General features: G+C 38.2%; 28 protein-coding genes. 20 read left to right on the forward strand and 8 right to left on the reverse strand.

What is annotated here, in order from left to right; translation table 11 throughout:
- The first annotated feature begins 184 nt into the window (after positions 1-184).
- Positions 185-1,465, forward strand: a complete 1,281-nt coding sequence (aceA, locus tag IX38_RS18360; protein ID WP_034707382.1) for an isocitrate lyase — start codon at positions 185-187, stop codon at positions 1,463-1,465.
- A 135-nt stretch (positions 1,466-1,600) separates the two neighbouring features.
- Positions 1,601-1,978, forward strand: coding sequence for an acyl-CoA thioesterase (locus IX38_RS18365; RefSeq protein ID WP_228377997.1), 378 nt, complete (start codon positions 1,601-1,603; stop codon positions 1,976-1,978).
- A 6-nt stretch (positions 1,979-1,984) separates the two neighbouring features.
- On the opposite strand, the gene IX38_RS18370 is transcribed toward IX38_RS18365, so the two are convergent.
- Positions 1,985-3,433, reverse strand: coding sequence for a WG repeat-containing protein (locus IX38_RS18370; RefSeq protein WP_165570750.1), 1,449 nt, complete (start codon positions 3,431-3,433; stop codon positions 1,985-1,987).
- 62 nt (positions 3,434-3,495) lie between these two features.
- Here IX38_RS18370 and queD point away from each other — a divergent pair, with 62 nt between their 5' ends.
- The 5 genes from queD (at position 3,496) to IX38_RS18395 (ending at position 7,025) form a co-directional block, all read left to right on the forward strand.
- Complete coding sequence (queD, locus tag IX38_RS18375; protein WP_034707386.1) at positions 3,496-3,942, forward strand: 6-carboxytetrahydropterin synthase QueD; 447 nt, start codon at positions 3,496-3,498, stop codon at positions 3,940-3,942.
- Between the two features lie 28 nt (positions 3,943-3,970).
- Positions 3,971-4,762 carry a UDP-2,3-diacylglucosamine diphosphatase gene (locus IX38_RS18380; RefSeq protein WP_084680327.1) on the forward strand — a complete coding sequence of 264 codons (792 nt, stop codon included), beginning with the start codon at positions 3,971-3,973 and terminating at the stop codon, positions 4,760-4,762.
- A 176-nt stretch (positions 4,763-4,938) separates the two neighbouring features.
- Positions 4,939-5,922 carry a LuxE/PaaK family acyltransferase gene (locus IX38_RS18385; RefSeq protein WP_034707387.1) on the forward strand — a complete coding sequence of 328 codons (984 nt, stop codon included), beginning with the start codon at positions 4,939-4,941 and terminating at the stop codon, positions 5,920-5,922.
- A gap of 31 nt (positions 5,923-5,953) precedes the next feature.
- Positions 5,954-6,454, forward strand: a complete 501-nt coding sequence (locus tag IX38_RS18390; protein ID WP_034707388.1) for a hypothetical protein — start codon at positions 5,954-5,956, stop codon at positions 6,452-6,454.
- 25 nt (positions 6,455-6,479) lie between these two features.
- Positions 6,480-7,025 carry a hypothetical protein gene (locus IX38_RS18395; RefSeq protein ID WP_034707390.1) on the forward strand — a complete coding sequence of 182 codons (546 nt, stop codon included), beginning with the start codon at positions 6,480-6,482 and terminating at the stop codon, positions 7,023-7,025.
- Between the two features lie 98 nt (positions 7,026-7,123).
- Here the strand turns inward: IX38_RS18395 and aqpZ are convergent, their stop codons facing one another.
- Positions 7,124-7,840 carry an aquaporin Z gene (gene aqpZ, locus IX38_RS18400; protein WP_034707432.1) on the reverse strand — a complete coding sequence of 239 codons (717 nt, stop codon included), beginning with the start codon at positions 7,838-7,840 and terminating at the stop codon, positions 7,124-7,126.
- Between the two features lie 219 nt (positions 7,841-8,059).
- Here aqpZ and IX38_RS18405 point away from each other — a divergent pair, with 219 nt between their 5' ends.
- The 12 genes from IX38_RS18405 (at position 8,060) to IX38_RS18460 (ending at position 21,627) form a co-directional block, all read left to right on the forward strand.
- The gene (locus IX38_RS18405) at positions 8,060-8,680 is read left to right on the forward strand and encodes a DUF5715 family protein (protein ID WP_051884874.1); all 621 of its coding nucleotides are present in this window, start codon (positions 8,060-8,062) and stop codon (positions 8,678-8,680) included.
- A 162-nt stretch (positions 8,681-8,842) separates the two neighbouring features.
- Positions 8,843-9,580 carry a hypothetical protein gene (locus IX38_RS18410; protein ID WP_034707391.1) on the forward strand — a complete coding sequence of 246 codons (738 nt, stop codon included), beginning with the start codon at positions 8,843-8,845 and terminating at the stop codon, positions 9,578-9,580.
- A 19-nt stretch (positions 9,581-9,599) separates the two neighbouring features.
- Positions 9,600-10,223: a hypothetical protein gene (locus IX38_RS18415; RefSeq protein WP_034707392.1), complete on the forward strand. Its 624-nt coding sequence runs from the start codon at positions 9,600-9,602 to the stop codon at positions 10,221-10,223.
- Positions 10,224-10,273: 50 nt separating this feature from the next.
- Positions 10,274-11,002 carry a sensor histidine kinase gene (locus tag IX38_RS18420; RefSeq protein ID WP_228377998.1) on the forward strand — a complete coding sequence of 243 codons (729 nt, stop codon included), beginning with the start codon at positions 10,274-10,276 and terminating at the stop codon, positions 11,000-11,002.
- Positions 10,971-11,648: a response regulator transcription factor gene (locus IX38_RS18425; RefSeq protein WP_034707393.1), complete on the forward strand. Its 678-nt coding sequence runs from the start codon at positions 10,971-10,973 to the stop codon at positions 11,646-11,648. Before IX38_RS18420 ends, IX38_RS18425 begins: the two co-directional genes overlap by 32 nt.
- A gap of 137 nt (positions 11,649-11,785) precedes the next feature.
- A complete protein-coding gene (locus IX38_RS18430; protein ID WP_034707394.1) occupies positions 11,786-13,126 on the forward strand; it encodes a T6SS phospholipase effector Tle1-like catalytic domain-containing protein in 1,341 nt (446 codons plus the stop codon).
- A gap of 177 nt (positions 13,127-13,303) precedes the next feature.
- On the forward strand, positions 13,304-15,226 hold the full coding sequence (locus IX38_RS18435; protein WP_034707396.1) for an ABC-F family ATP-binding cassette domain-containing protein: 1,923 nt from the start codon (positions 13,304-13,306) through the stop codon (positions 15,224-15,226).
- A gap of 210 nt (positions 15,227-15,436) precedes the next feature.
- Positions 15,437-15,793 (forward strand): hypothetical protein, encoded by a 357-nt coding sequence (locus IX38_RS18440; protein ID WP_034707397.1) that lies wholly within the window; start codon positions 15,437-15,439, stop codon positions 15,791-15,793.
- A 341-nt stretch (positions 15,794-16,134) separates the two neighbouring features.
- On the forward strand, positions 16,135-18,528 hold the full coding sequence (locus IX38_RS18445) for a TonB-dependent receptor (protein ID WP_051884876.1): 2,394 nt from the start codon (positions 16,135-16,137) through the stop codon (positions 18,526-18,528).
- A gap of 18 nt (positions 18,529-18,546) precedes the next feature.
- Positions 18,547-19,137: a hypothetical protein gene (locus IX38_RS18450; RefSeq protein ID WP_034707401.1), complete on the forward strand. Its 591-nt coding sequence runs from the start codon at positions 18,547-18,549 to the stop codon at positions 19,135-19,137.
- 138 nt (positions 19,138-19,275) lie between these two features.
- Positions 19,276-20,610, forward strand: coding sequence for a trigger factor (locus tag IX38_RS18455; RefSeq protein WP_034707402.1), 1,335 nt, complete (start codon positions 19,276-19,278; stop codon positions 20,608-20,610).
- 330 nt (positions 20,611-20,940) lie between these two features.
- Positions 20,941-21,627 carry a hypothetical protein gene (locus IX38_RS18460; RefSeq protein WP_034707404.1) on the forward strand — a complete coding sequence of 229 codons (687 nt, stop codon included), beginning with the start codon at positions 20,941-20,943 and terminating at the stop codon, positions 21,625-21,627.
- 215 nt (positions 21,628-21,842) lie between these two features.
- Here IX38_RS18460 and IX38_RS18465 read toward each other — a convergent pair whose 3' ends face one another.
- From IX38_RS18465 to IX38_RS18475, 3 genes are all read right to left on the reverse strand, one after another.
- Positions 21,843-22,208, reverse strand: coding sequence for a helix-turn-helix domain-containing protein (locus tag IX38_RS18465; RefSeq protein ID WP_034707405.1), 366 nt, complete (start codon positions 22,206-22,208; stop codon positions 21,843-21,845).
- Positions 22,209-22,494: 286 nt separating this feature from the next.
- A complete protein-coding gene (locus IX38_RS18470) occupies positions 22,495-23,079 on the reverse strand; it encodes a DUF3109 family protein (RefSeq protein WP_034707406.1) in 585 nt (194 codons plus the stop codon).
- 5 nt (positions 23,080-23,084) lie between these two features.
- A complete protein-coding gene (locus tag IX38_RS18475) occupies positions 23,085-23,990 on the reverse strand; it encodes a DUF6427 family protein (protein ID WP_034707407.1) in 906 nt (301 codons plus the stop codon).
- A 42-nt stretch (positions 23,991-24,032) separates the two neighbouring features.
- On the opposite strand from IX38_RS18475, the gene IX38_RS18480 reads away from it, so the two are divergent.
- Positions 24,033-24,266 (forward strand): DUF6341 family protein, encoded by a 234-nt coding sequence (locus tag IX38_RS18480; RefSeq protein ID WP_034707408.1) that lies wholly within the window; start codon positions 24,033-24,035, stop codon positions 24,264-24,266.
- A gap of 79 nt (positions 24,267-24,345) precedes the next feature.
- On the opposite strand, the gene IX38_RS18485 is transcribed toward IX38_RS18480, so the two are convergent.
- The 3 genes from IX38_RS18485 to IX38_RS18495 all read right to left on the reverse strand — a co-directional run bounded on the left by IX38_RS18485 (position 24,346) and on the right by IX38_RS18495 (position 25,962).
- Positions 24,346-24,783, reverse strand: a complete 438-nt coding sequence (locus IX38_RS18485) for a universal stress protein (RefSeq protein WP_034707409.1) — start codon at positions 24,781-24,783, stop codon at positions 24,346-24,348.
- Between the two features lie 59 nt (positions 24,784-24,842).
- Positions 24,843-25,448 carry a fumarylacetoacetate hydrolase family protein gene (locus IX38_RS18490; RefSeq protein ID WP_034707410.1) on the reverse strand — a complete coding sequence of 202 codons (606 nt, stop codon included), beginning with the start codon at positions 25,446-25,448 and terminating at the stop codon, positions 24,843-24,845.
- Between the two features lie 115 nt (positions 25,449-25,563).
- Complete coding sequence (locus IX38_RS18495) at positions 25,564-25,962, reverse strand: putative signal transducing protein (protein WP_034707411.1); 399 nt, start codon at positions 25,960-25,962, stop codon at positions 25,564-25,566.
- Position 25,963 lies beyond the last annotated feature (1 nt).

Here is a 25,963-nt window from a genome sequence, read left to right on the forward strand (position 1 = left end):
GTAGGGTAGGCGTGTTTGGATGTAGGAGAAGTGCTGGTAAAAAGCAAGAAGATTCTTATACTAAAACAATTTAGCTCATAACTCATACAACTCTAAAACACTTTCCCACTCTCAAACTCTCAAACTCTCAAACTCTCAAACCCTCAAACCCCTGATCCCTAATAAACAATAAATCCAAAATATTATGAAAACAACACAAGAACAGATCCGTGCCATAGAACAGGATTGGCTGAACAATCCCCGCTGGACCGGAGTAAAAAGACCATATACTGCTGAAGAAGTACTGAAGCTTCGCGGTTCTTACAAAATTGACTATACCATTGCGACAGAAATGTCCAGAAAATTCTGGGATAAACTGAATAGCCAGGATTACGTAGCCGGACTTGGTGCTTTAACAGGAAACCAGGCGGTTCAGGAAGTGGATGCAGGGCTGGAAGCGATCTACCTTTCAGGATGGCAGGTGGCAGCAGATGCCAATCTTTCCGGGGAAATGTATCCGGACCAGTCATTATATCCTGCCAATTCAGTGCCTTCTGTGGTGAAGAAGATCAATAATGCTTTACTGAGAGCGGATCAGATCCAGTCGGTGAGCGGAAACGGAAACAAAGAATATTTAGTTCCTATCATTGCGGATGCTGAAGCCGGATTCGGTGGCAACCTGAACGCTTTTGAGCTGATGAAGCAGATGATCGAAGCGGGAGCAGCGGCCGTTCATTTTGAAGACCAGCTTTCTTCTGCAAAAAAATGTGGGCATCTGGGAGGAAAAGTTTTGGTTCCTACCCAGGAAGCGATTAATAAACTGGTGGCGGCACGTCTGGCCTCAGATGTATTGGGGGTTCCAAGTATTATTATTGCAAGAACAGATGCGGATGCAGCAGATCTTCTGACTTCAGATATTGATGACAGAGATAAAAAATTTGTGACCGGAGAAAGAACCTCGGAAGGTTTTTATGTGGTAAACAATGGGGTAGAGCAAGGCATAGACCGCGGTCTTTCATACGCTCCGTATGCAGACCTGATCTGGATGGAAACTTCCAATCCTGATCTGGAGCAGGCTAGAAAATTTGCAGAAGGAATTCATGCTCAGTTTCCGGGAAAAATGCTGGCTTACAACTGTTCACCGTCATTCAACTGGGCGGCCAGATTGAGTGTGGAAGAAATGGGTAATTTCCGTGAAGAGCTTGCTAAAATGGGGTATAAATTCCAGTTTATTACACTTGCAGGTTTCCATGCGCTGAATACCGCAATGTTTGAACTTGCTTTAGCGTACAAAGAAAGAGGAATGGCTGGATATTCCGAACTTCAGGAACGTGAGTTTGCTTTGCAGCAGAAAGGATTCAGAGCGGTAAAACACCAGTCTTTTGTGGGGACCGGGTACTTTGATGAGGTTCAGAATGTAGTCACTGGCGGTTCTTCTGCAACAGTAGCGATGAAAGATTCTACGGAAACGGCACAGTTTCATTGATCATTTTCCATATTATATAAAATTGTAAGATGTGAACCTTCTCAGTTTTGGGAAGGTTTTTTGATCGAAATTAGAATTAAAAATTTAAAGTTTATATATTTGATTAGTAATGAAGAAGAAATAAGAATGGATTTAATGTATCAAAAAGAAATACGGGTAACCGAAGCGCATATAGACCAAAATAAGCATGTCAATAATGTGCAGTATGTGCATTGGGTAGAAGAAATTGCCGGTGAACATTGGGATTCCTTAAAGCATAAAACAGAGTTTGCTGAATTTGCATGGATACTTGTCGATCACCATATTCAGTACAAAAAACAGGTGTTTTTAAATGATGTGATCACCATTAAAACCTATCCGAAAGCTCCGGAAGGTATAAAACAGCCCAGGAAAGTTGAATTCTACTGCAACGATAAACTTGTTGTGGATTCAGATACGCTTTGGGTTCTTGTGGATATGAAAACCCAAAAGATAAAAAGGCTGGAAAGTAACTGGCTGGATAGCATTAAATAATGATCATCACAATTTGTAAGCTTGTATCCCTTTATTTTGATTAAATGCTTCTGAATCTTCAGTGAAGTCCGAACGGTATAATTCTTCTAGTTCCTTTATATTTAGCTTTTTCAGGATATTTCCCTGTAAATCCAGAATATACCATTCTCCTCCCGTTACCACATGTTCATCATAGTCTACCTCAGGTTTTTTCCATTCACTGTATTCATGATATAAATCGAACCGGTATACGTCTCCGTTTTTGTTGGCCAGGTATAAATTTTCGTTGAGTTCTTCGATCCATTCGTATTCAAATGGGATAAGGATTTCGGATTGCAGGTTAATAATTCCCCATTTTCCGTTTTCCAGTTTCTTTCCATAGCTGGTGTACAGGTCCGGATTATGAGAGGTGATTTTTGTGCCGATCAGCTCTTCAAAATTGTCAACATAATTCCATGAGAAATCACCTTTGAATGCTCTGAATTTTGTTTGATCATAAGTCCAGTCCAGATAATCATAGCCAGGTTCTGTTTCAATAGCCTGATGATTTAAAATTCCCCATTTTTTATGAACATCAAAAAACCTGATAAGTGAGTTTTTCTGATCCACAGTCTGTCCTTCTGCAAGCTTTATTTTAGATTTATCTCTGAAAGAATGAAGGAAAATGTCATTTTCATAAGGCGTGATGGCAGAGTCTAAAGAATCGCTCACGAATATTTTTTGATAAATTCCATCAATTAAAGGCTCATTCCGATGGTTGACTAAACTAAAACCATCCTCTTTTTCAATAGTATATAAAGTGTGAGAATGAATTTTTTCAGCATACGGTACGCTGATCTCTGTAAAACTGTTGTCCTGTTCATTAAAAGCGATCGTTGGGATGCCATTGGGGAGATAACCCTTTTCCTCTTTTATAAACCGCCCTTTGGTGTCAAAATAAAAAAGTCTTCGTGTAAAGTTATTCAAATCTTCTTCATTGTCCGGAAACATGGAACAGCAAAATACACTGAAATCCTTATAATATTTTACTTCGTTAAAAAATGGAAGAATCAGGATGCTCTTATTTTTAGAATCCATAACACCTGTCAGATGATGATATGTTTTGGCGAAAAGTTCGTCGTAAGATTTGGAAATCAGGTTGATATCAAAGTTGACCTGATACAATGAATCAGCATACTCCGGCAAGACCGAAAAAGGATGTTCTCTATTTTTAAAATAAAGAGCCTGTAAATCATTTTTAACCGTTACAGGGTAGACTGCTGAAAAATTATCGCTTCTGTGATCCTCAACGGATACGCTTTTCAGATATTCGCAGAAATCCAGATCCAGAATAAATTTGTAATCAAACCACTTCTCAAGCTTTGCTTTTTCCTCTTCCTGAATTTCTTTATCAGAATAGACATGATCTTTACCAAGGTAATTTCTTATAAAGTTATGCCCTTTTTTAAACTCCGGATCCTTTTTATCATTGCCCATATTTCTCATTTTAAATCAAAGCTAAAATAATTAATTTCAAACTTAAGCCTTATCTTTGCATTATGATACGTATTACAAAAATTTTCACATTCGAAACAGCCCATGTGCTGTACAACTATGATGGGAAATGTAAAAATATGCACGGGCATTCCTATAAACTGTTTGTAACGGTAAAAGGAAAAGTGATTAATGATTTGGGGAATCCCAAAAACGGGATGGTAGTGGATTTCGGAGATATTAAAAGTATCGTAAAATCTGAGATTGTGGATCTTTGGGATCACGCAGTGCTTGTTAATGCATTGTCTCCGCATAAAGAACTGGGCGAAGATCTTGAAAATAAAGGACATAAAGTGATTTACTGCAGCTTTCAGCCTACCTGCGAAAATATGCTCTATGCCATTGCTGCAAAAATAAAATCAAAACTTCCGGCTGAGGTTTCCCTGGCCTATCTTAAGCTTCACGAAACAGAGAACTCTTATGGAGAATGGTTCGCAGAAGATAATAAGTAAAAGTAATTATCCATAAAAATTCAGACCGGTGTTAAAAACGATCATAAATTTAGAGCCTGGAAAAAAAGTGTATTTCGCTTCAGATCAGCATTTTGGCGCTCCTACCCCTAAGGAAAGCAAAGTGCGTGAGGAGAAATTTATCCGCTGGATGGACGATATCAAAGAAGATGCTCAGGTTTTGTTTTTAATGGGTGATCTTTTTGACTTCTGGCACGAATGGAAACATGTGATTCCAAAAGGATATGTACGTGTTCTCGGGAAAATAGCCGAACTGAAAGACCGTGGAATTCATATTTATTTCTTCGTGGGAAACCACGATCTGTGGATGAAAGACTATCTGGAAGAAGAAATAGGATGCACCGTTTTTTACAGGAAGCAGTATTTTGAGATGGGCGGAAAACAGTTTCTGCTGGCTCATGGAGACGGCCTCGGACCCGGCGATAAGGGATACAAAAGAATGAAAAAGCTGTTCACAAATCCTGTGGCACAGTGGTTTTTCAAATGGCTGCATCCGGATATTGCCATGAAGATTGCTTTGTATCTTTCGCAGAAAAATAAAATGATTTCCGGAGACGAGGATAAGGCGTTTTTAGGAGAAGATAAAGAGTTCCTGATCATCTATTCAAAAGAGAAGCTGAAGACTCAGAAAATTGATTACTTTATTTACGGTCACCGTCATCTTCCAATGGTGCTGGAGCTTGAGCAGAAAGCTGAATATATCAATCTCGGCGACTGGATCTCCTATTTTACTTACGGAGTTTTTGAAAAAGAATTTGAATTGAAAACCTTTGCGGACGGCACAAAAAAAAATTACCCCTAAGAGAGGTAATTTCCGAATGAACCAAAGCTCATTCTTGTTTTAATCCATATTCCGGGTTAATGATTGCAAGAAGTTGACCAAAATATAATTCTTAGATTAAAAAAATATTAAAAAACAGGATTTTTATATAATTGGCTCATTATGAGTAGTTAATAGCTTAAAACAGTCTTCAGAAATTGAAAAATATATTCAGCATACAGACAGAACAGGATTTCCTGAATGCATCATTGGCAGCTTTTCGTTATCAGTATGAAAATGTTGAGGTATACAGAAAGTTCGTGGACTTTCTGAAAATAAATCCTGCTGAGGTGGGTAGCCTGACAAAAATTCCCTTCCTGCCTATAGAAATGTTTAAAAATCACCAGATTTTAGATAAAAATGCAGCAGCTGATCTGTTTTTTCAGAGTTCGGGAACCACACAGATGAATCTTTCAAAACATTTTATTGCAGATCCGGCTCTCTATGAAGAAAGTATCTATAAAAGCTTTGAGCAGTTTATAGGAAAACCGGAAGATTTTATTTTCCTGGGACTTCTTCCGAGCTATCTGGAGAAACAGAATTCCTCACTGATCTACATGGTGGATTATCTCATGAAAAAATCTGCAAAACCTGAAAACGGCTACTTTCTTTACAATCATTCCGAGCTGTTTGAGCTTTTAAATAATTTAAAAGATAAAAAAGTGATTCTTTTCGGAGTCTCTTTTGCCCTGCTGGATTTCCTTGACACCGTTGAATCCCTTAATCTTTCCATTTCAGGATCTCATAATCTTACAGTTATTGAAACCGGAGGAATGAAGGGAAGAAAAGAGGAAATGACAAAGGATGAGCTTTTGAAAATTCTGCAGAATGGCTTTAAAACAGAAAAAATTTATTCAGAATATTCAATGACGGAGCTCCTTTCGCAGGCATATTCTCTCGGGAATAATGAATATAAATGTCCCGGCTGGATGAAAATAATGGTCCGGAATGCAGAAGATCCTTTTTCCTATGAGCAGGAGGGGAGAACAGGAGCCGTAAATATTATAGATCTTGCCAATATCCATTCCTGCTGTTTTATAGCAACACAGGATCTGGGTAAAACGCTTCCGGAAGATAAATTTCAGGTGCTGGGAAGAATAGACCATTCCGATATCAGGGGATGCAGCTTATTGGTTTCATAAACCACGATTAAACAAATAACAACTTCTTACAATGGACCGGAAAAAAAGTTTCTTTTTATTTATAATACTTTTAGGTTTGTCTGATCTGTTATCCGCACAAAAAAAGACAGAAAAGGATATCTGGTCAGGGACCTATATGGTGAACGAGATCAGCAAAGGGGTTTCCAGGACTACAGATACCCTGGAAGTTTCCAGGATTAAAGATGCCGATCCCCGGGATATCCCGGCCAGTGAAGAATCAGATTTAGCCCGATGGTCCATGACCTCAAAAAGAGACGGGGGTAAAGATAAAATGACCGTTAAACGGTTTTTATTTGATGTAGAAAATGACAGTGATGCTTATCAGGAATTCGGCTGGACAGATCTGCATAAAGCCGGAAAAATAAATTGCATTGACGGCGGACATTTCTTTATCTGCCAGACACAGCCCAACACAGCCGTTACATTTGGAAAAGATGAAACCTATTTTACCAAAACCGGTATCTTTGGAATATGGCTGCATTATGGTGTGGTTGAACTACAGAAAAAATAATCTCTATTTTTAAACCTTAACTGCAATGCTGAAAATAGAAGAGCTTGTTCACGCATACATCCATTCCCACTGCGATTTCGAAAAAGAAATTGTTCTGACGAATTATTTCCAGGCCGACTGGGAAGCAGATATCCTGCTCATAGATTCCGAAGGATTCAGCCATGAAATTGAGATCAAACTTTCGAAAAGCGACTTTAAGAACGACTTCAAAAAATCATACCTCAATAAAGAAACGGGCGAAAAATTCCTGAAGCATGATAAGATATCCTGTGGCGATTATATCTGTAATGCCTTCAGCTTTCTGCTTCCGATGGGCATGGTAGAACACAGCATGATTCCGGAACACTGCGGGATTATTGAATTCTACCACAATGCAGACACCTGGGAAACGGAATTCTATCTCATCCGGAAGCCTGAAAAAGTACATGAAGATCCTTACTGGAACCTGAATGACAAAGATCTTTTTATCCGGAAAATGGCCCTTAATTTATTACAGCGTAAAATGGAGATCAAAGGAAAGCATGAGGAACTTATCTTCAAAAACCCTTTCGATATCAAAAAAAATAAATAGAAACTGTGCTGTGCTATAATGAAGCATATCGCTGCCACAAAAAAATCCTGCCGTCACTCTAGCCGGCAGGATTTAATATAGAATATCAAAATTAAATATTAATCAGTAATTTCAGCAGTATCTCTCTGAAGCAGAAGCTTGTAGATAAGACCTCCTGTGATTCCTCCCAAAATAGGTGCTGCCCAGAACAGCCAAAGCTGCGACATGGCAAGCCCGCCCGCAAAAACGGCCTGTGAAAGCGATCTTGCCGGGTTTACCGAAGTGTTGGTGATAGGAATAGAAATAAGATGGATCAGCGTAAGCGCCAAACCGATAGCGATACCGGCAAACTTTCCGTTAGCCCACTTGTCCGTAGCTCCCATAATAACGATCAGGAAAAAAGCCGTTAATAAAAACTCAGCCAGGAATGCAGCTCCCATACTGAACGCTTTTCCATTGTAGACCGCTTCCCCATAGAAATTCGTGGCAAAAGCTCCCGGTTTGGAAAAATCCACAGCTCCTGAACCGGTAAGAATAACATACAGGCATCCTGCTGCAACAAGACCTCCAAGACACTGAGCCACAACGTAAGGGATAAGATCTTTGGCAGGGAATCTGCCTCCGGCTAAAAGTCCGAAAGAAACAGCTGGATTGAAATGTCCTCCGGAAATGTGACCGACAGCATAAGCCATCGTAAGAACAGTAAGGCCAAAGGCCAGGGCAACCCCTAAAAGACCAATGCCTATATCGGGAACTCCGGCAGCAAAAACCGCACTTCCGCAGCCACCGAAAACAAGCCAAAATGTGCCGAAAAATTCAGCAAAAAGTTTTTTTATCATAATGTTTATTGTTAAAATGCATCTCAAATGTAAAATTTAAATTTTAAAATAAAAAGTTAAAACTTAAAAAAAAGTTGGGATTTGATAATATAAAATTACATATTTGGTAATTTGTTTTAATGTTTGTTAAGAATTTTTTCACATTCACATTATACGTGAACTAAATAATATGTCATAAATGTTTATCTTTCGTTTAGTAATTTAAAAGCATGGTTAATGAGAACATTTTTTTGTGTAGCCTTTGTGCCCTTTATGTATAGCTTTTATTATCCGCAGGCAGCAAAAAAAGCTCTTCCCTGCTATGATTTTGCATCAGTACTGAAAGTAGAGCCTACCGCTCTGTACAAGCCGCACCTGGAGGCCTCCAAAAGTTTTAATGTGAAGCTCCTGAAGGATTCTAAAACAGTGCAGAAATATATAACCTCCGGAAAATTTCACAAAATAAAAAAAAGCGGGAAAGGATACCGGGTTCAGAGGCTTGATTACAGCAGGCCTTACATGGTTTCTAAAGCAAAAGCCACCCTCGAAAAGATGGGAGCCAGGTTCAGTAAAGAAACAAAAGACCACGCCTTTACGGTTTCATCCATCACACGGACTCTGGAAGACCAGTGCCGGCTGAGAAGGGTGAATTCCAATGCTTCGCTGGGAATCAGTTCTCACAATTATGGGAATTCCTTTGATATTTCTTATATCCGTTTCAATGATGTGCTGAAATATAATCCTAAAATGGAAGCAGCACTAGAGAAAGTGTTACAATATTATGCCAATGCCGGAAGAATATATTACATCAAAGAAAGGCAGCAGAGCTGTTATCATATTACAGTAAGGAACTATTAAACCATCGGTTGCTGTGCTCAAAATATCCGATCCCGTTACAATGTAGGCCGTTTTTGCTGGCTAAAATTAATTTTTTTTTACGAATAATAAATTTATGATACGATTATTTGTGCAGGATGTTTAGTTTACATAATTTTATGCAACTAAATAAACCATGAATTTATGAACGAGAACGATTACAAACTGGCAGTCGCTGAATGGGACAGATATGTGTCAGATTATAACAAGATCACCAATCTGATCCCGGCCAATTACATTTTTGACTTAACCGGAGAGAAGATCTCAAAAATCAAAGAGAAAAACAAATATGCGGATGTCTGTGCAGAAGTAGGCGTATTTAAAGGTCAAATGGTCCTTATCTTCCTTCCTCTGGATGAAAAAGGGTATGTTGATAAAAGTATCGTCGAATATGAGTACACGGTTCTTGGTCCGCTTAAAAATGATCTCAGGCTTCAGGAAACAAAACAATTTACGGTTGTTAAAAACGCTGTTCTTTCCAGCAATCTTACAAAAATAGATGATAATACAAACACCACCCTTCCCGTATCAGATCAGCCGATACTGGATCAGGATATTGCTGTAGAAGCTATTCAGCGATGGAGAAGTGATGGAATGGAATGGTTCTTCCGCGAGTGTACAGAATTTGGAGGGAAAAGAATTTTCAGAAGATTTTACATCCCTATGGAGGATCTTTGCCATCCGGAGCCAAAAGTTGCGGGCATCAAATGCTCGTTCGGACTCAGATATAATGAGGTTTACCAGAGAATGCTGGTAACACTGATCTTTATTTCTTTCCAGGAATTGCTGCAGAACGGAACCAGTCCGGCAACTATTTCAAATACTTATGATTGGGCAAAACCATGTCCTCCTGTATGCCGCATCCCTGAACTTGGATCTTAAATATATAGTATAGACAGGAATGACAGATTTTTTTAAAGCAATTTTATTCCTAAATTATGGTCTGCTTCTGTCCATTATATTTTTGGGAGCGGCAAAATACCGTATACTTAACAAAAAAGAAAAGCAATATTTTCACTGTATTGCTTTTCTTTTTTTTATTGAATTGCTAAACCTTGCACTGCCCTATATTTTTAGTCTTAATGATACCTCATTTCTGTATCCTCTGTACATAGCAGGAGAGTTTTTCCTGGTCACTGCCTTGTTTATCAGGAAACTGGATCTTCCAAAATACTGCCTCGGCATCACAGCTCTGCTGGCAATTGCATTTATGATATCGAATTATGTATTTAAGCTTCCGTTCAACAATGATATTGTAAAGGTGATATCAAACATCATCATTATCTGCCTTTCAGGATTTACCCTGATCCGGGAGATCAAAGGGGCCTCTGCACAGAACCGTTTTCTTTTGGTGGATGCCTGTATTTTTTTCTACTATTCGGTTTCGGTGTTTATTTTTATTATCCAGCACCAGATTGCGAACCTTTCAGAAAATGATTATTATATTATTCTCAGTGTGAATAATATTTTGTCAAGCATTTTATACTGTTCATTTTTATATACCTTCATCAAATTAAAGAAGTAACCTTAAATAGTAGCCTGCTGATCCTTATAATTGTTACCATAACAGTTATAGTGTCTTTTATTCTCTTAGCTTACAGATCTTTTATCAGCCGGATCATTAAAGAAAAGAATGTTCAGCACGAAGCTGAAGTTCTTCATCAGAAAAAACTGGTGCTCGAAAATATCAAAGCCCAGGAAGAAGAAAGAAAAAGAATAGCGGTAACGATTCATGACGATATTGGGAACAGGCTCAACATCCTTTCCTTGTGGCTGAACAACCTTGATACAAAAGGAGATGAGGTCATCAAAAAAAATATTTACAACCAGATGTCATCCCTCATTGATGCGGCCCGGAGTATTTCCCATTCCCTTTATCCTGTAAACCTGGAATCGGTAGGGTTCGTTCTCTATGTGGAAGAGCTCATTGCCAATCTCTCCCATAAGATCAATATCTCCATGCAGGTAATGCCCGGATATGGGAAAAAAGATATCTTTGTAGAAGTACAGTTATACCGGATCATTCAGGAATTCACGACCAATGTGATCAAGCATTCTACGGCTACAGACCTGTGGATTTACATTAAAGATTACCCTCAGCATATGGCCGTCATCATTTCTGATAACGGACAGGGGTTTGATTATAATCTCGTGAAAAAAGGAATGGGCATCAAAAACATCGAATCCAGGATAAAATCTATGAATGCCATCCATAAATGGAAAAGTACCTTGAATAAAGGAAGCCGTTTAATTATTTTAATTCCAAACAACAATGAACTCCCAAATCAAAATAGCCTTAATTGATGACGAGCAGCTGATCCTGGAAGGGGTTAAAATGCTGCTTTCCAACGAAAAAAACATATCCGTCTGTCTTACCTCCAGTAACGGCCCGGATTTTATTGAAAAACTGGCAAGTCTTTCCGAAGATGATTTCCCCCACATCGCTCTTGTGGATGTACAGATGCAGCCCATGAACGGTTTTGAGCTGGTAGAAGTTCTTAAAGAAAAATACCCTGATCTCAGGATTATTATCCTTTCTTCCCATTACAAAACTTCCATTTTGGGATATATGGTTAAATTGGGTGTCTCAGCCTTTCTTCCCAAGAATTCCGACAGAAAAACATTTATTGAAGCCATTACCATGGTCCATAAAAACGGTGTTTTCTTTACTGCAGAAGACCATCAGATGCTGTTTACCTATATGAACAGCTCCGCAAAAAAGAAATCTCTTTTTGAAATGGAAGACGAACTCTCCGAACGGGAAAAAGATGTTGTGAAACTGATCTGCCAGGAATATACCAATAATGAGATCGGAGAAAAGCTCTTCATTAGCCCCAGAACAGTAGAAAGCCACCGCCAGCGGATTTTGGAAAAGATAGGAGCCAAGAACACAGTAGGTATTGTTATCTATGCTGTTGTACACAATATATATTCTCTTGATAAAATATAATTCCGTAGAAATACGGAATTTTTTTTTTGGTGTTTTTTACGCTAGTATTATTTTTCCGTCTTCCGTTAATTTGAAAAAAGTTTTTACAGGTTTCCAAACTACCGGAAAGACTTTCGATAATTAAAGAAAACACTGAGATGGAAAACGATACAATATTGCCTGTCGGAATCTTTTTTGACGGAACTGGAAATAACGGGATCAATGCCGCTTCATCAGAGATACCTTCAACCAACAATGAGAGCTACAAAGGGGCGCCTACCAATGTTTATAAATTGTTCAGCTTATTCAACGGAAACAATAAAATATATGTAGAAGGAATAGGAACGGTCACGGGAGGCGAAGACAGCAATTTCGCAATGGCCACCTGCGCCAATCCTCCGGATACACAGGGATATTCCTCAGACGATAAATTGCAGAAAGCCTGTTCTTTTGTAGAAAATATAGTCAGGGACAAAAATATTGACTATCATTTTTATATTTACGGATTCAGCAGGGGAAGTATGCTGGCAAGAGAATTCTGTAACCGGCTTGTCACGAGCTATCCCACAGCAAATATTACCATAAAGTTTTTAGGCGTTTTCGACACCGTTGAATCCAAGCCGTTTAATACCTACGATATGAACCTGCCCCAGGAAGTGGAAAATGCCCTTCATCTGTGTGCAGTCAATGAATGCAGGTTCTTTTTCCCGCTCACCGGTTTTTTTGAGAACTCAAAAAATATGCAGGACACCAAAACAGAAACAGGAGGTTCCATATGGAAAGAAGTTTTTGTTCCCGGTGCTCATGCCGATGTAGGCGGAGGATATCTTCAGGCTCCCCAATCGGTTTATATTTCTACAGATTTTATTAATATGGACGATCTTCAGAGCTATATTTCAGAGGTAAGAAATGTAAAAACCGATGCGGAAGGAAATAAGATCTGGAATGCACTTCTGTCGGATTTTCAGATCGAAAAAGGAGTTGTTCTCTCTCAGGCTTATGTTACCAGGGAAACGGTCTTTAATACGCTTCCGTTTGTGTACGGAAAAATAATGCTGGACGAAACTCATAATGTAATGCCCGGAATTTTCAGTGCGGATCTTACCGGTTCCGGCCTTGAAATAGGGAATGATGCTTTCCTGACAGACTTTTATACTGATCTTACAGCCTATGTCAAAAACTTTTCGCCTGCTATGAAACCCCGTTATGATTATGCAGATTTTGCGGAATATACCCACATTTCAGCTAATTTCGGGCTCTACCATGATGATACTTTACAAAGATCAGCCGATGAAATAGAGGCAGAACTGATCAACATCGGTCTGAATGTTCCCAGCAGTACATCCGCAGACCGCGGGGATCAAGCCAAATTTCTTACCGACCTCCATCTTCGCGAAGACAGCTTTGTAACTGACTTTCTGTATGGAACCAATGTCCCCAATAATGATATCTGGAGCCGCACCATCGAGATAAAATCCTTTGCTGCAGAACAGAATTAGACCAATAACGTTAGTACTTTTCAGTTTTAAATTTAGGTTGTTAGGGGGTGTCCGGAAGGGCACCCCTTTTTGTTGCATTCCGGGACACAACGTTTTTATTTCTGGGCTATTCATTTCTTTTTCCGTACTTTTGCACCCGAAAATTCATTATTCATCACTTAATTTTTATTTAATAAAATGCTTTCGGTTCAAGGTTTAGGATTACATCATTCAGGAAACTATCTGTTTCAAAATACAAATTTCACCATTAAAAAGGATGATAAAGTAGGTCTCGTTGGAAAAAACGGGGCAGGAAAATCTACTTTACTGAAAATGCTTTCCGGGGAAATTAATTTCTATGAAGGAACTGTTGTTCGCGAAGGAGGTGCTACCATTGGTTTCCTGAAGCAGGATCTGGATTTCGTAAAAGGAAGAACGGTTTGGAATGAAACGATGCAGGCTTTTGAGCAAATCAATGCCTGGAAAAATGAACTGGAAGAGGTGAATCATCAGATGGCCGTAAGAACAGATTATGAAAGTGATGCTTACACAGATCTGATCAACAAAATGACAGAGCTGAACGATCTTCTGATGAACCATGACGCTTACAATCTTGAAGGCGATATGGAAAAAGTATTGTTCGGTTTAGGATTTAAAGCGGATGATTTCCAGAAAATCACCGACGAATTTTCCGGAGGCTGGAGAATGAGAATTGAACTGGCTAAACTGCTGCTTCAGAAAAATGATATCATGCTTCTCGATGAGCCTACCAACCACCTGGATATGGAATCCATTATCTGGCTGGAAAACTTCCTGAAAGACTATCCCGGTGCTATTGTTCTGGTAAGTCACGATAAGCAGTTTATGACGGCTGTCTGTAACAGGACTTTTGATATCAACAATAAAAAAGTGGACGATTATAAAGCCGACTATTCCAAATATCTGATCATGCGTGAAGAACGCCGTGAGAAACTCATCGGGGCTAAAAAGAACCAGGATGCAGAGATCAAGCAGATGGAAGATAACATCAATAAGTTCCGTGCAAGTGCTACTAAGGCATCTTTCGCACAGTCCCTTATTAAAAAGTTAGATAAAATCGAGCGTATTGAGGTGGATAATGAAGACGTTTCCAAGTTCAATATCCGTTTCGTACAATCTATGATTCCCGGAAAAGTTATTTTCGAAGCTGAGAATTTAGGAAAAGCGTACGGAAAAAAACAAATCTTCGATGATGTAGACTTTATTGTTCAGAGAGGAGACAGAATTGCTCTTTTGGGACAGAACGGACAGGGGAAAACCACTTTAGCCAAAATTCTTGCCGGAGACATCAAAGACTATTCGGGAACCTGGAATTTAGGACACAACGTAAACATCGGATACTTTGCCCAAAATCAGGAAGAAGTACTGACACCCAATAAAACCGTTTTAGAAGAAGCCGAAGATGCGGCAACAGAAGAAACAAGACCTAGAGTAAGAGACCTTTTGGGATCTTTCTTATTCCAGGGTGAAGCTGTTTCTAAAAAGACAAAAGTACTTTCCGGAGGAGAAAGAAACCGTCTGGCACTTTGTAAATTGCTGCTTCGTCCTTTCAACACGTTGATTATGGATGAGCCTACCAACCACCTCGATATTCAGTCCAAGGAAATTATCAAGCTGGCGTTACAGAATTTTCAAGGGACATTGATCGTGATTTCTCACGACAGGGAATTCCTGGACGGGCTTTGTGACAAAATTTATGAATTCCGTGACGGGAAAATGAAAGAATTCCTCGGAAGTGTTGGCGAATATCTTGAATACAGACAAAAAGAAACACTTAGGGAAATATCTGCTGAAAAAGCAAAACTTCACAGCGAAGATGTAAAAGTTGAGGTAAAGCAGGCTCCGAAAGAAGTGGTGGAAGAAAAATCAGTCATTGTAAGCAAGGAACAGAAAAATATTCAGAATAAATTAAAGAAGGTAGAAGAGAAAATTTCTGAGCTTGAAACGGAAATTGAAACAATGGAAGTTTCATTCACAAAAGAAAATCCTTCTGAAGAAACTTTGGAAAAATACAATAAAACTAAGGAAGAATTAGAAGTTGCTTTGCAGGAATGGGAGCATCTGGGTTCTCAGTTGGCTTAATTTTTTTTGAATTAAAAATACATATTCTTCGATTCCGTTCAGTATTAACAGTGTTATCCTGAACGGAACCGGAGGATTTTTAAATACAGGATGAAAGAAAATACATATTCGCCAAAGCATCCCTGTAACAAAAAAGCACTTTGACCAACATATTGAATAGTTTTACTAAAACTTAATTTAAAACTTAAATTATTTTTATAATTTTACAGCATGATTTTCAAGGAAACCAGAAATCTGAAGAATTTTATCTCCAAACTTTTGTTTGGGATATACTTCATTGCCCTGTTTTCCCAGAGTTTTCACCATCATGATGCTGTCGATTATTTTAAGGGCTTCGGTCTTAAAAAGACAGAAAATACAATGGCTAAAACTTCGGCTAAAGAAAAGCCCGGCGACTGTCTGGCATGTCATTTCTTAGCTACAGGAAATACACTGGTTCCTGAAGAATTCGGCTTTTCCTTCGGACATTTTACGCACGAGGTAAAGCAGGTTATTGCTGTTCAGGAAAAAATATGGTCTCAGACCAAATTCACATTTCAGCTCCGGGGGCCTCCCGCAGTTTCATAAATCATAGATTTTTTATTGACTTTAAATGGATTTAAAGTTCAATATTTTGGGTTTAAAGCTATTGGTTGATAGCTGTAGATGTGGTTTCTGCATTCCGGATTTTTGGGATCCGAGATAAAGGTTACATGATTCGGAGATTGAGAGATTGAGAGTATATGGGAGCAGATTAACTGCTGCTAAACTTGCTTTAATATCTCAAATCTGATATCCTAGGTCTTACATCTGATTCATCAGTCATTAATAGTTTTTACATTGTACATTTTACAATTAAAATAAACCCATTCAACAAATTTTTACGAAAAAAATGTACCTCTAAACGGTACGCAATCAATCTATAGACAATGAAATTGATATATAGTCTGATGTTGGTTCTTTGTGGACTGACACTGATAAGCGCACAAAAAACGTATACTGTAGAAGGAATTGTTCATGATTTTCACGATAAAACTGCGTTAGAAAATGCAGAGGTGAAGATCGGGGAATTTACTGCCAGAACGGATCATACAGGTAAGTTTACCTTCAATAAAATTCCTGCGGGAAAATATATACTCATTGCCAGGCATCCTGATTGTAATGATTATACTGAAAATATAGGAGTTGACAGGGATGTCCATCTGGTAATTACATTGGAACACCACAGCAACGATATTGAAACGGTGACTATTCACGGGAGCCATAAAAATAATGGCAGTATGGTGATGAAAACACTGGACAAATCCGTGCTTTCAAGAAATGTTACTGAGAATTTAGGGAATTTGCTTACCAATATTTCCGGAGTCAATGTCCTTAAAACAGGTAATAATATTGCTAAACCCGTTATTCACGGGCTATATGGAAGCAGGGTTTCCATTCTGAATGACGGGGTGAAATTGGCTGAGCAGGAATGGGGCGTAGAGCATGCTCCCAATGTGGATGTAAACAATTTTGAGCATATTGACGTTATAAAGGGTGCATCAGCCCTTAAATATGGAAGCGGAGCTGTAGGCGGGGTAGTGGTTTTACAGCCTCAGGTATTGCCGAAAAAAGATACCCTGATGGGATCTGTTTCCCTTTCCGGTATTTCAAACGGACGCGGAGCAGATGTAAATGTAAAGCTTGCAAAAACATGGGAAAGTGGCTGGGCTGTAAAAACCAACGGAAGCTTCAGGAAACTGGGAGATCTTAAAGCTCCTGGCTATGGATTGATGAATACGGGAATTCAGAATTCAGGTTTCAATTTCGGAGTTCAGAAAACGACCTTTAATTCAGGTTTTTCTTTTGATTATTACCTGACCAATAATTCAATAGGAATTTTGAGGAGCTCACACGTGGGTTCTGCAGAAGACCTATACGAAGCACTTTCAAGTCAGGAACCGATTTTTAAAAGAGATTTCAGCTATGATATTGATAATCCAAGACAGGAGATAGAACATCATATCGCTAAAATTTCCGGATATCACAGGTTTGAAAATTTTGGAAAGCTTACCGCTACTTACAGTTTTCAGTACAATCACAGAAAAGAATATGACATCCGCCGGAGTGAAGAGCTTAGTAAAAAACCGGGGCTTGATCTGGAGCTGATTACCAATGATTTGAATATCAATCATCTTATTGAAAGACCGAAATGGAGCCTTGAAACAGGAATCAATGGCGGGTATCAGAATAATTACTCCAACCCGGAAACAGAAGCCAGACGTCTGGTACCAAACTATGACCGCTTTTATGCAGGAGTTTACTCTGTCTATAAATATAAACTGCTGCCTTCCCTGGATCTGGAGGCCGGAGCACGCTATGATTTTGACCGCTATGAGGTGACCAAATGGTATGACCTTGGCGACTGGAATAAGTTATATGCTCAGGATTATTCAGATTTCGCAGTAAGAATCAATCAAAACAGAATCCTTACCAAGCCTGAATTAAACTATAATAATTTTTCAGGTAATGCAGGGATCAGTTACCATCCGTCAGATAATTTTAATCTGAAGCTGAATTATGCGAGGGTTTCAAGATCTCCAAATGTTGCTGAACTTTTTGCTGACGGACTTCACCATTCGGCAGCCATTATAGAAGAAGGGGATATGAGAATTAAAAGTGAAACCGGAAATCAGTTTAATTTAATTGCTGATGCCAAATTAAATGTTCTGGGTGGATTGGATATTTCTGTAAATCCGTATTTCTTTTATACTAAAAATTTCATCAATGAAGTTCCTACAGGATACCGCAATACCCAGTGGGGCGGCGACTTTGTGGTGTACGGATATCAGCAGATCAACGTGAAAATGTATGGAGCTGATGTGGATCTGGCCCTTAAAATTAATGATCATCTGGCTTACAAGGGAAATCTGTCTTATGTATACGGGCAGGACCTTACCCATGATGTTCCATTGATCATGATGATGCCAACCAATTTCAATAATTCCCTCGAATTCAGTAAAAAAGAGTGGAAAAACTTTTATATGAATGTAAGTAACAAAACGGTTCTTGCACAGACCAGATTTCCGGTCTACAATGTTTTTATCAAGAGATATGATACAGATGGGAATGCTTACAGCCAGGAGGTAGATATTTCGACGCCTCCCAAAACTTATTCGCTTTGGAACCTTCAGGCAGGTGTGAACCTGTCAAAAAATTTCGGAGTTGATTTCTCTGTCAAAAATATATTCAATACTTCTTACAGAGATTATCTGAACAGGTTACGATACTTCTCCAGTGAAATGGGAAGAAATTTCATTGTAACACTTAAATATCAATTTTAATTCTTTAAATCAAAAAAAATGAAAAATATTTTCAAAAATACAGCACTTATTCTAAGCCTTTTAATGATTGCTTTTTCTTTAAGCTTAACTTCTTGTAACCGTGGAGATGATGATGAAAAAGATGATCTGCCGCAGGAAGAGCTTTCAGATGTTCTCCTGAAAGTAACGGATGAGGCTACAGGAGTAGCTGCTACTTATGATTATCAGGTAAACAGCACCAGTAATCCTAACATTAAATTGGTAAACGGTCATACCTATAATGTGGAAGTTATGTTCAAAAATGGGGAAGAAGATGCCAACCAGGAGATAATAGAGGCAAAAAACCAACATTTTTTAGTATACAACTTTCCTAATTCCGATATTGTGATGACCCGTACCGATGGTACTGCTTCTACAAGAGATGACGGGAAGCGTGTAGGGCTTAAAACGAAATGGGTAGTCAATACAGCTGTGAAAAATGCTTCTGCACCAAGCCAGCTTGTTCTGACATTGTACCATGAGCCGGTTTCTGTTTCTGAAGCTTCTGCTGTAAGTGGAAACGGAGTGGTATACGGGGTACAGTCCGGAGGAGAAACCGATGCCCAGGCTACCTATAATATTATTAATTAAAAAGATAAACATACAGGTAAAACCGCTGATATTTTCGGCGGTTTTTTATTTATATACATTTGAAGACTAAGAATTGATTAGAAGTAGGTTATTCTCATAAAAATTTCATATTTTTGCAACCTAAAATTTTAATCAATAATGAAGGTTACCGCACAAAACCATGATGACGTAAGTGCATTACTTACAGTGACATTGGAAAAATCTGACTACAAAGAAAAAGTAGACAAGCAGTTGATTAATTATGCTAAAAATGCGCAAGTTCCTGGTTTCAGAAAAGGGAAAGTGCCTTTGAGTATGGTTAAAAAACAATATGAAGCAGGTATTGCATTCGAAGAAATCAACAAACAGGTTTCTGACGCATTGAACGGCTATGTTAACGAAAACAAGTTAAGATTGGTTGGTCAGCCTGTTCCTCAGCCAGTAAACCAACTGGATTACAACGCTGATAAAATTGAAGTTGCTTTCGAGGTAGGATATGAGCCTGAATTCACTATAGATTTAGCTAAATATGAAGCTCCTCATTATAAAGTAGAAGCTTCCGACAAAGAAATCACGAAGAGCATTGAGAACATGCAGAGACGTTTTGCAGAGCAGGTTCCTCAGGATAAAATCACTAAAGATTCTTACATAGCTTTGGAAATTTCCCAGGTTGTAGAAGAAGATGCTGAAGGAGAGCACCACCACCATCCGAAGAACGTTACCATTACTGCCGAAAACAAAGAAGCTTTCAAACTGGTAAAATCTTTGAAAATGGACGGTTCTGTGAAAGTATCTAAAGAAACGCTTGCAGGTGATGAAGAACTGGCTAAAGAATTAGGTTTCAGCAAAGAAGAAGTTGAGCATTTGCACCATGCAGAAGTAGAAGTTAAAGTAAAAGATTTCTATTCACTGAACCTTGCTGAACTGAACCAGGAATTATTCGACAAAGTATACGGAGAAGGAACAATCAAATCTGAAGAAGAGCTTAAAGAAAAAGTAAAATCCGAACTGGATGAGTACTTCCAGCAGAATGCTGATGTTCACTATGTGAATAAAGTATTGGAGCAGGTTACTGAAAAAGAAGAAGTAAAACTTCCTGAAACTTTCCTGATAAAATGGTTGCTATTCTCTAACCAGAATATCCAGTCTGAAGAGCAGGCTAAAGAAATTCTTGAATCAGAGAAAAGCCAGTTAAGATACCAGATCATTGAAGGTAAATTAATGACTGATAACGAAATCCAGTTAGACTATGCTGATGTATTGGCACAGGCTGAGCAGTTGGTGAGAAATCAGTTGGCGATCTACGGAATTCACCACCTGGGTGACGAAGAAATCCAGAAATATGCTGTTGAAATGTTGAAAGACCAGGAGCAGGTAAGACAAATTTCTTCTGAAGTAGCTATGGCTAAACTGAAAGATGTTATCCTTGAAAAAGGAGGCAAAAAAGAAACTAAAATCTCTCACGACGAGTTTTTAGAAGAACTTAAAAAATAATTTATTCCGATATAAATATTTCAAACCTCCGATTTTTCGGAGGTTTTTTTATTAAGCTCATGGGATAAAACGCCTACTTAATCAAATCAATGAAATTGATTCCCTCTTTGCATTCCTTATAATGCAATATCACAATCAAACTTTGTGTGAAAAGAATATTCTATTTTCTCTTCAACTTAATCCGATAAAATTCTTCACAAAATGGCAGATGTTTTCTTAAAAAATCTTAAGAAATCCACACAGAATTGATTCCGTATTCCACATAAATATCCCGCTTTTATTTTCTTGTAACCATTATTCATATATTTACACCCTAAACTTATTATAGATATGAAAAAGATCATCATTCCGTTTCTCTGTGCCGTAGTCTTTTCAGTTCCGGCAGCAGCTCAGCAGACCAGTGCAGCTCCCGTAAAGACGGAAGTCATGAAATCTAAACTGACACCAAAAGAAGTTATCGACAATTATTTTAAAGCCCTTGGAGGTAAAAGTAAATTAGAAGCCGTAAAATCTACGGTTGTTGATAATACGCTTAATGTTCAGGGAATGGATATCACCATGAACACTATGAAAATGGGGAACAAATTTAAATCTGTACAGACCGCAATGGGACAGACGGTAAGCCAGGTTTTTGACGGTGAAAAAGGATATATAGAAAGAGGCGGGCAGAAAACTGATTTCCCTGCCGATAATATCGCTGAACTGAAAAAAGGAACTACTATTGAGGCATTGGCTTTTGATCCTTCAAAGTTTAAAGATGTTACCGTAGAAAAACTGGACGCCAAAGATTATAATGTACTCTCTTCAGAAAAAGGAAAATTCTACTTTGATGCGGCTACCGGACTTTTATACCAGTCTTCTGTAGGAGAAGGAAGTGTTACAGTGAAAAACTACATGACAGTGGAAGGTATAAAGTTCCCTTCTGAAGTTGATATTGATGGAAAAGGGCAGAAAGTAACAGTAAAAACCACCAAAGTGGTTCTCAACACCGGAGTTTCTGATGCCAGCTTCAAATAAAAACGGATATTTTACAGTACAAAAGTCGGATATTTTCCGGCTTTTTTGTTGTCTTTATAATTTTAACTCAAATTTAACTATAATGTGAATTTAGCCCTTTCTTTTTATCTAAAGAAGATAGCTGGATAGTATTTATACATCCTGAAAATGGAATGAAATACGAAATAATTGTTGATGAAATTATTGATAAAAAAGTATATAACTAGTGAATCAATTTATTTCTTCCCCTCTTTCAGCTTTTTCACTTCATCCTTCAGAAGTTCAATATATTCCTGAAGATTCTTAATAATAGACAGGCTTACTTCTCCATTAAAATTGGTAACACTCCCTGTAGCATAAGATCCCGGGCTGTCATTGAATACCGGATTATGGATAATGGTCTTCGCTTCGTCATCTTCATAAATTTCCTCCATAGGGAGATCCAGAAATCGTGAGATTTTCTCCCACTCATCTTTGAAAATTCTTACATCGCCGCTTTCCTTTCTGCTGTAGTTGGATACATCAGTGGCTATGATGTCGGCGATCTGCTGTTGGGTATAGCCTTTCTGTTTTCTTATTGCACGTAATTTTTCTTTTTGCATAGCCTGTTTTTTTACAAAAATGCGAATTTAAATTGTATTCTTAAAATCCTTCTTCATGTTTTTAAAAAATGTTCTGTCATCAGAATGCAGATGCTCTCTTCAGGTGTTTTAATTAAACAAAATTATCCGTGACGAAACATTGTATTGCTTGTATGAATTTACGCCTTTGTTTATCTTAAAAATAAAAGGAATGTCCTATTGAATTCTTTGTCCGGTCTTGCACTTAAAAAATAATAGGATGTCAATCTCAATAAAAAAAACCGCAGAATATCTACGGTTTTATAGTTTAAGAGCCATATGTTTTTTTCCATTCATCGGCAACCTCGCTTAAAACGCCGTAGAACTCTTCACCATACTTTCTGGTCAGCGGAGTTTTCAGGAACTTATAAACAGGAACCTGTAGTTCTCTTCCCAGAGCGCAGGCATCACTGCATACACTCCATTCATGGTAGTTCAGCGCTGTGAAGGTAGAATATTCCGTGACACGGATAGGGTAGAGGTGGCAGGAGATCGGTTTCTGCCAGTCTATGGCACCATCTTCATACGCTTTTTCAATACCACATTTCGTAATTCCTTTTTCATCAAAAGTTACGTAGGCACATTCACGGTCTTCTACCATAGGGGTAACGTACATTCCGTCTTGCGGATCAGTTGTCCATGTTCCCTGCTCTTCAAGGGCCTTGATGCCTTCCTGTGTAAGATAGGGCTTTATTTTATCAAAAATACTGTCTAAAATTTCAAGTTCATCCTTATCTAGTGGAGCACCTACATCTCCTTCCACGCAGCATGCACCTTTACATTTCGTAAGGTTGCAAACAAATTCTTCGGAAAATATATCCTCTGAAATCAATTTATCGTCTATCTGAATCATAATCTTTAAAATAAATTAAAATACGTACCTGCTTTAAAAGCAATCAAACTCATAATGATAAGCCATAGGCTCACCTCCTGCATCCAGTATTTAGGCAGAAATCTCATCATCCTGCTCAGGATAATGCTCGATGGGAATGCCAGAAGCAGTAAATATTCGTAGTTCTTATTCATGTACATAATAATAGTGACCAGCTGGGCCAGCGAAAAGACAAGCAGAAAAGTATATTTGTATCTGCTTATCGGGCTTTTCTTATTATAATTTTTAAAATGGTCGTATACAGCATAAATAAGCATCAGTAAGATGGGAATTAAAGGAAAGAGATCAATATAATCCGTCATCGGCTTCATTTTTCCGAACGGGAAATAATCGATATTCCATGTAGTAAAACCGAAAAAGAACATGATCGAAAAATAGCTGAATGCAATCAGCAGGGTTCCTAAAAGAAATCTGAATAAATTCAGGCTTATTTTCTGGGAAGTCGCTATTACATGAACAATCACAAAAAGGGCCATAGGCCAGGTGGTGGGCAGAAAAATAAAATTCAGCGCAACAATTGCTCCCACAAGAACATAAGACTTCTTCCTGATGTCTTCATCCGCACTGGTTAAAAGCAGCAACAGGAAAGAATTCGTAAGCAGTGAAACGGCAATTCCGATGTCCAGGCTTCCCGGGTAAAGTCCAAAAATAAAAAATGTATAGAGAAATAAGGGAAGATGCGTCTGATAATTAAGGGCAATGCTGTGAAAACAAAAATATCCCAAAGCAATTCCCAGAAAAGTTATCCCTGCGATAATAGCCTCATAAGTGTTGAAATTCAGTATGTTAAATATTATGACTACTAAAAGAAGAAAACCAATATAAACAGGAATTGAAAAAATATTGCTTTCTTTTGAAAGTAATTTAAACATTTTTTATAAATTTGTACAAAGTTAATTTAAAAAAGGAAAATAATGACGTCTTTCTGGTTATTCTTAAGTAAAGTTTTCAAATGGGCCTTCGGTTTTTTTGATGCATTTGGAAATGTTCTGAACTGGATTTTATTTATCGTTTGCTGCGTAATGTTTACCTATTGGTGCTACGTGCTGGTAGTAAAACTGGGAGGTGATAAAGATAAAGACTATTTTTCTCCTAGTGAGGGTAAGAACCCTTATTACGATCCAAAGATCTATAAAAAAGAAGGTTAATTAATTGGTTATATAGTAAAAAACCGATCGGATTTTAGGTCTGATCGGTTTTTTTATTAACAATTAAAATTTACTTTTTCTAGTCGTGGATAGGAAGCACCAGAACCGGAACGTGAGAATCTTTTGTAAGTCCTTTTGTTAAGCTTCCTACAAAAACATCATAGATCCCGCTTCTTCCGTGTGATCCCATTACGATGTAATCAGCGTTTTTGGCCTTCGCATATTCCAGAATGGTATCTTTTGCAATGCCTTGTTTCAATAGATGCTCGCAGTCTATATCATGAGCAATAATTCTTTGCTCGATCTTGTTGAGTTCTACCAGTTCAGCTCTGATTTCATTAGCTTCTACTTCAGGAAAATATTGATATCCCATATCACCGATAGCAAAACCAATATCTGATGGTGCTACGTGAATCAAAAAGATTCTGCCGTTTAACTGCTTTGCAAATTTTACGGCTCCTTCTACAAGCTGTTCTGTTTTGTCCCCAAAATCTACGGGTAGTACAATATTTATCATGACCTTTAATTTTGTTATTTAAAGATAAGAAAAATTGCCCGGTTTTTTATGTTAAATACTTATAATATTCGAATATCAAGGATTTTGTCATCTTTCAGATAAGCTTCAAGCACATCATTTTCATTTACTTTTCCTACCCCTTTGGGAGTTCCGGTAAAAATAAGATCACCCACCCTTAAGGTAAAATACTGGGAGGCAAAAGCAATGATATCATCAAAACTGAAAATCATATCCTTTGTATTGCCGTCCTGAACCTCTTCCTTGTTTTTCAGTAAAGAAAACTGCAGCCCCTGAAGATCGTAATCTTCCTTTTTGAAGAAATTTCCTACCACTGCCGAGCCGTCAAAACCTTTGGCAAGCTCCCATGGAAGACCTTTGGATTTAAGCTCGCTCTGAAGATCCCTTGCCGTAAAATCTATTCCTAAGCTAATCTCCTCATAATGCTTGTGAGCCACCTCTTTCTGGATGTACTTACCTCCTTTTGAAATCTTTACAACAACTTCCAGCTCATAGTGAACATCATTGGAAAATTCAGGAATGTAAAAATCATTTCCTTTCAAAACCGCTGTATCCGGCTTCATGAAAATAACCGGTTTTTCAGGGATTTCGTTTCCTAGTTCTTTCGCATGTTCGCTGTAGTTTCTTCCTATACAAATGATTTTCATAACTCTTAAATTATTGATGTTTTATGAATTCGTCATGACAAACAGACTGTAAATCTGCAATGCAGTTCAGTCACGACGAAGCCATCTTTTATGATTCCTTTAATCCTGAACTCTATTAATGCGTAAACTCATTCCCACAATAATAGCATATAAACTTCTGGCTCGATAAAATGGATATTCCAAAGAAGCTTGTTGCTCTGTCGTCCCTGTAAATATGGTTTGAACCACATTTCGGGCATACAAAATCAAATGCCGGATCTTTAATGGTATGTTCCACTTCCAAAGAATAAGCTTCGTTATCATTATAATCCTGAAGGATCTGTTTTGCCTTCTCAAGATCATCTTCAAAAACCTGGAGCTGGATGCCGCCCACAGCCTGTGAAAGCAGCCAGTCAGACTGGATGAGCTGTTCATTGGCAATGAAACCGTTCACTCCGTTTTCGGCCAGGATCTGTTTGTCCCTGTTGGCTTCAAGGGCAGTTTCGTAAAATTTAAAGCGCACCAGATTCGACATT

This window comes from Chryseobacterium luteum (assembly GCF_000737785.1).
Lineage (GTDB): Bacteria > Bacteroidota > Bacteroidia > Flavobacteriales > Weeksellaceae > Chryseobacterium > Chryseobacterium luteum.

What these genes read in the sequence shown, in the direction of transcription:
- aceA (WP_034707382.1), top strand. Translation starts at nt 185, where the DNA reads ATGAAAACAACACAAGAACAGATCCGTGCCATAGAACAGGATTGGCTG.
- IX38_RS18365 (WP_228377997.1), top strand. Translation starts at nt 1,601, where the DNA reads ATGTATCAAAAAGAAATACGGGTAACCGAAGCGCATATAGACCAAAAT.
- IX38_RS18370 (WP_165570750.1), bottom strand. Translation starts at nt 3,433, where the DNA reads ATGGGCAATGATAAAAAGGATCCGGAGTTTAAAAAAGGGCATAACTTT.
- queD (WP_034707386.1), top strand. Translation starts at nt 3,496, where the DNA reads ATGATACGTATTACAAAAATTTTCACATTCGAAACAGCCCATGTGCTG.
- IX38_RS18390 (WP_034707388.1), top strand. Translation starts at nt 5,954, where the DNA reads ATGGACCGGAAAAAAAGTTTCTTTTTATTTATAATACTTTTAGGTTTG.
- IX38_RS18395 (WP_034707390.1), top strand. Translation starts at nt 6,480, where the DNA reads ATGCTGAAAATAGAAGAGCTTGTTCACGCATACATCCATTCCCACTGC.
- IX38_RS18405 (WP_051884874.1), top strand. Translation starts at nt 8,060, where the DNA reads ATGAGAACATTTTTTTGTGTAGCCTTTGTGCCCTTTATGTATAGCTTT.
- IX38_RS18410 (WP_034707391.1), top strand. Translation starts at nt 8,843, where the DNA reads ATGAACGAGAACGATTACAAACTGGCAGTCGCTGAATGGGACAGATAT.
- IX38_RS18415 (WP_034707392.1), top strand. Translation starts at nt 9,600, where the DNA reads ATGACAGATTTTTTTAAAGCAATTTTATTCCTAAATTATGGTCTGCTT.
- IX38_RS18425 (WP_034707393.1), top strand. Translation starts at nt 10,971, where the DNA reads ATGAACTCCCAAATCAAAATAGCCTTAATTGATGACGAGCAGCTGATC.
- IX38_RS18430 (WP_034707394.1), top strand. Translation starts at nt 11,786, where the DNA reads ATGGAAAACGATACAATATTGCCTGTCGGAATCTTTTTTGACGGAACT.
- IX38_RS18435 (WP_034707396.1), top strand. Translation starts at nt 13,304, where the DNA reads ATGCTTTCGGTTCAAGGTTTAGGATTACATCATTCAGGAAACTATCTG.
- IX38_RS18440 (WP_034707397.1), top strand. Translation starts at nt 15,437, where the DNA reads ATGATTTTCAAGGAAACCAGAAATCTGAAGAATTTTATCTCCAAACTT.
- IX38_RS18445 (WP_051884876.1), top strand. Translation starts at nt 16,135, where the DNA reads ATGAAATTGATATATAGTCTGATGTTGGTTCTTTGTGGACTGACACTG.
- IX38_RS18450 (WP_034707401.1), top strand. Translation starts at nt 18,547, where the DNA reads ATGAAAAATATTTTCAAAAATACAGCACTTATTCTAAGCCTTTTAATG.
- IX38_RS18455 (WP_034707402.1), top strand. Translation starts at nt 19,276, where the DNA reads ATGAAGGTTACCGCACAAAACCATGATGACGTAAGTGCATTACTTACA.
- IX38_RS18460 (WP_034707404.1), top strand. Translation starts at nt 20,941, where the DNA reads ATGAAAAAGATCATCATTCCGTTTCTCTGTGCCGTAGTCTTTTCAGTT.
- IX38_RS18465 (WP_034707405.1), bottom strand. Translation starts at nt 22,208, where the DNA reads ATGCAAAAAGAAAAATTACGTGCAATAAGAAAACAGAAAGGCTATACC.
- IX38_RS18470 (WP_034707406.1), bottom strand. Translation starts at nt 23,079, where the DNA reads ATGATTCAGATAGACGATAAATTGATTTCAGAGGATATATTTTCCGAA.
- IX38_RS18475 (WP_034707407.1), bottom strand. Translation starts at nt 23,990, where the DNA reads ATGTTTAAATTACTTTCAAAAGAAAGCAATATTTTTTCAATTCCTGTT.
- IX38_RS18480 (WP_034707408.1), top strand. Translation starts at nt 24,033, where the DNA reads ATGACGTCTTTCTGGTTATTCTTAAGTAAAGTTTTCAAATGGGCCTTC.
- IX38_RS18485 (WP_034707409.1), bottom strand. Translation starts at nt 24,783, where the DNA reads ATGATAAATATTGTACTACCCGTAGATTTTGGGGACAAAACAGAACAG.
- IX38_RS18490 (WP_034707410.1), bottom strand. Translation starts at nt 25,448, where the DNA reads ATGAAAATCATTTGTATAGGAAGAAACTACAGCGAACATGCGAAAGAA.
- IX38_RS18495 (WP_034707411.1), bottom strand. Translation starts at nt 25,962, where the DNA reads ATGTCGAATCTGGTGCGCTTTAAATTTTACGAAACTGCCCTTGAAGCC.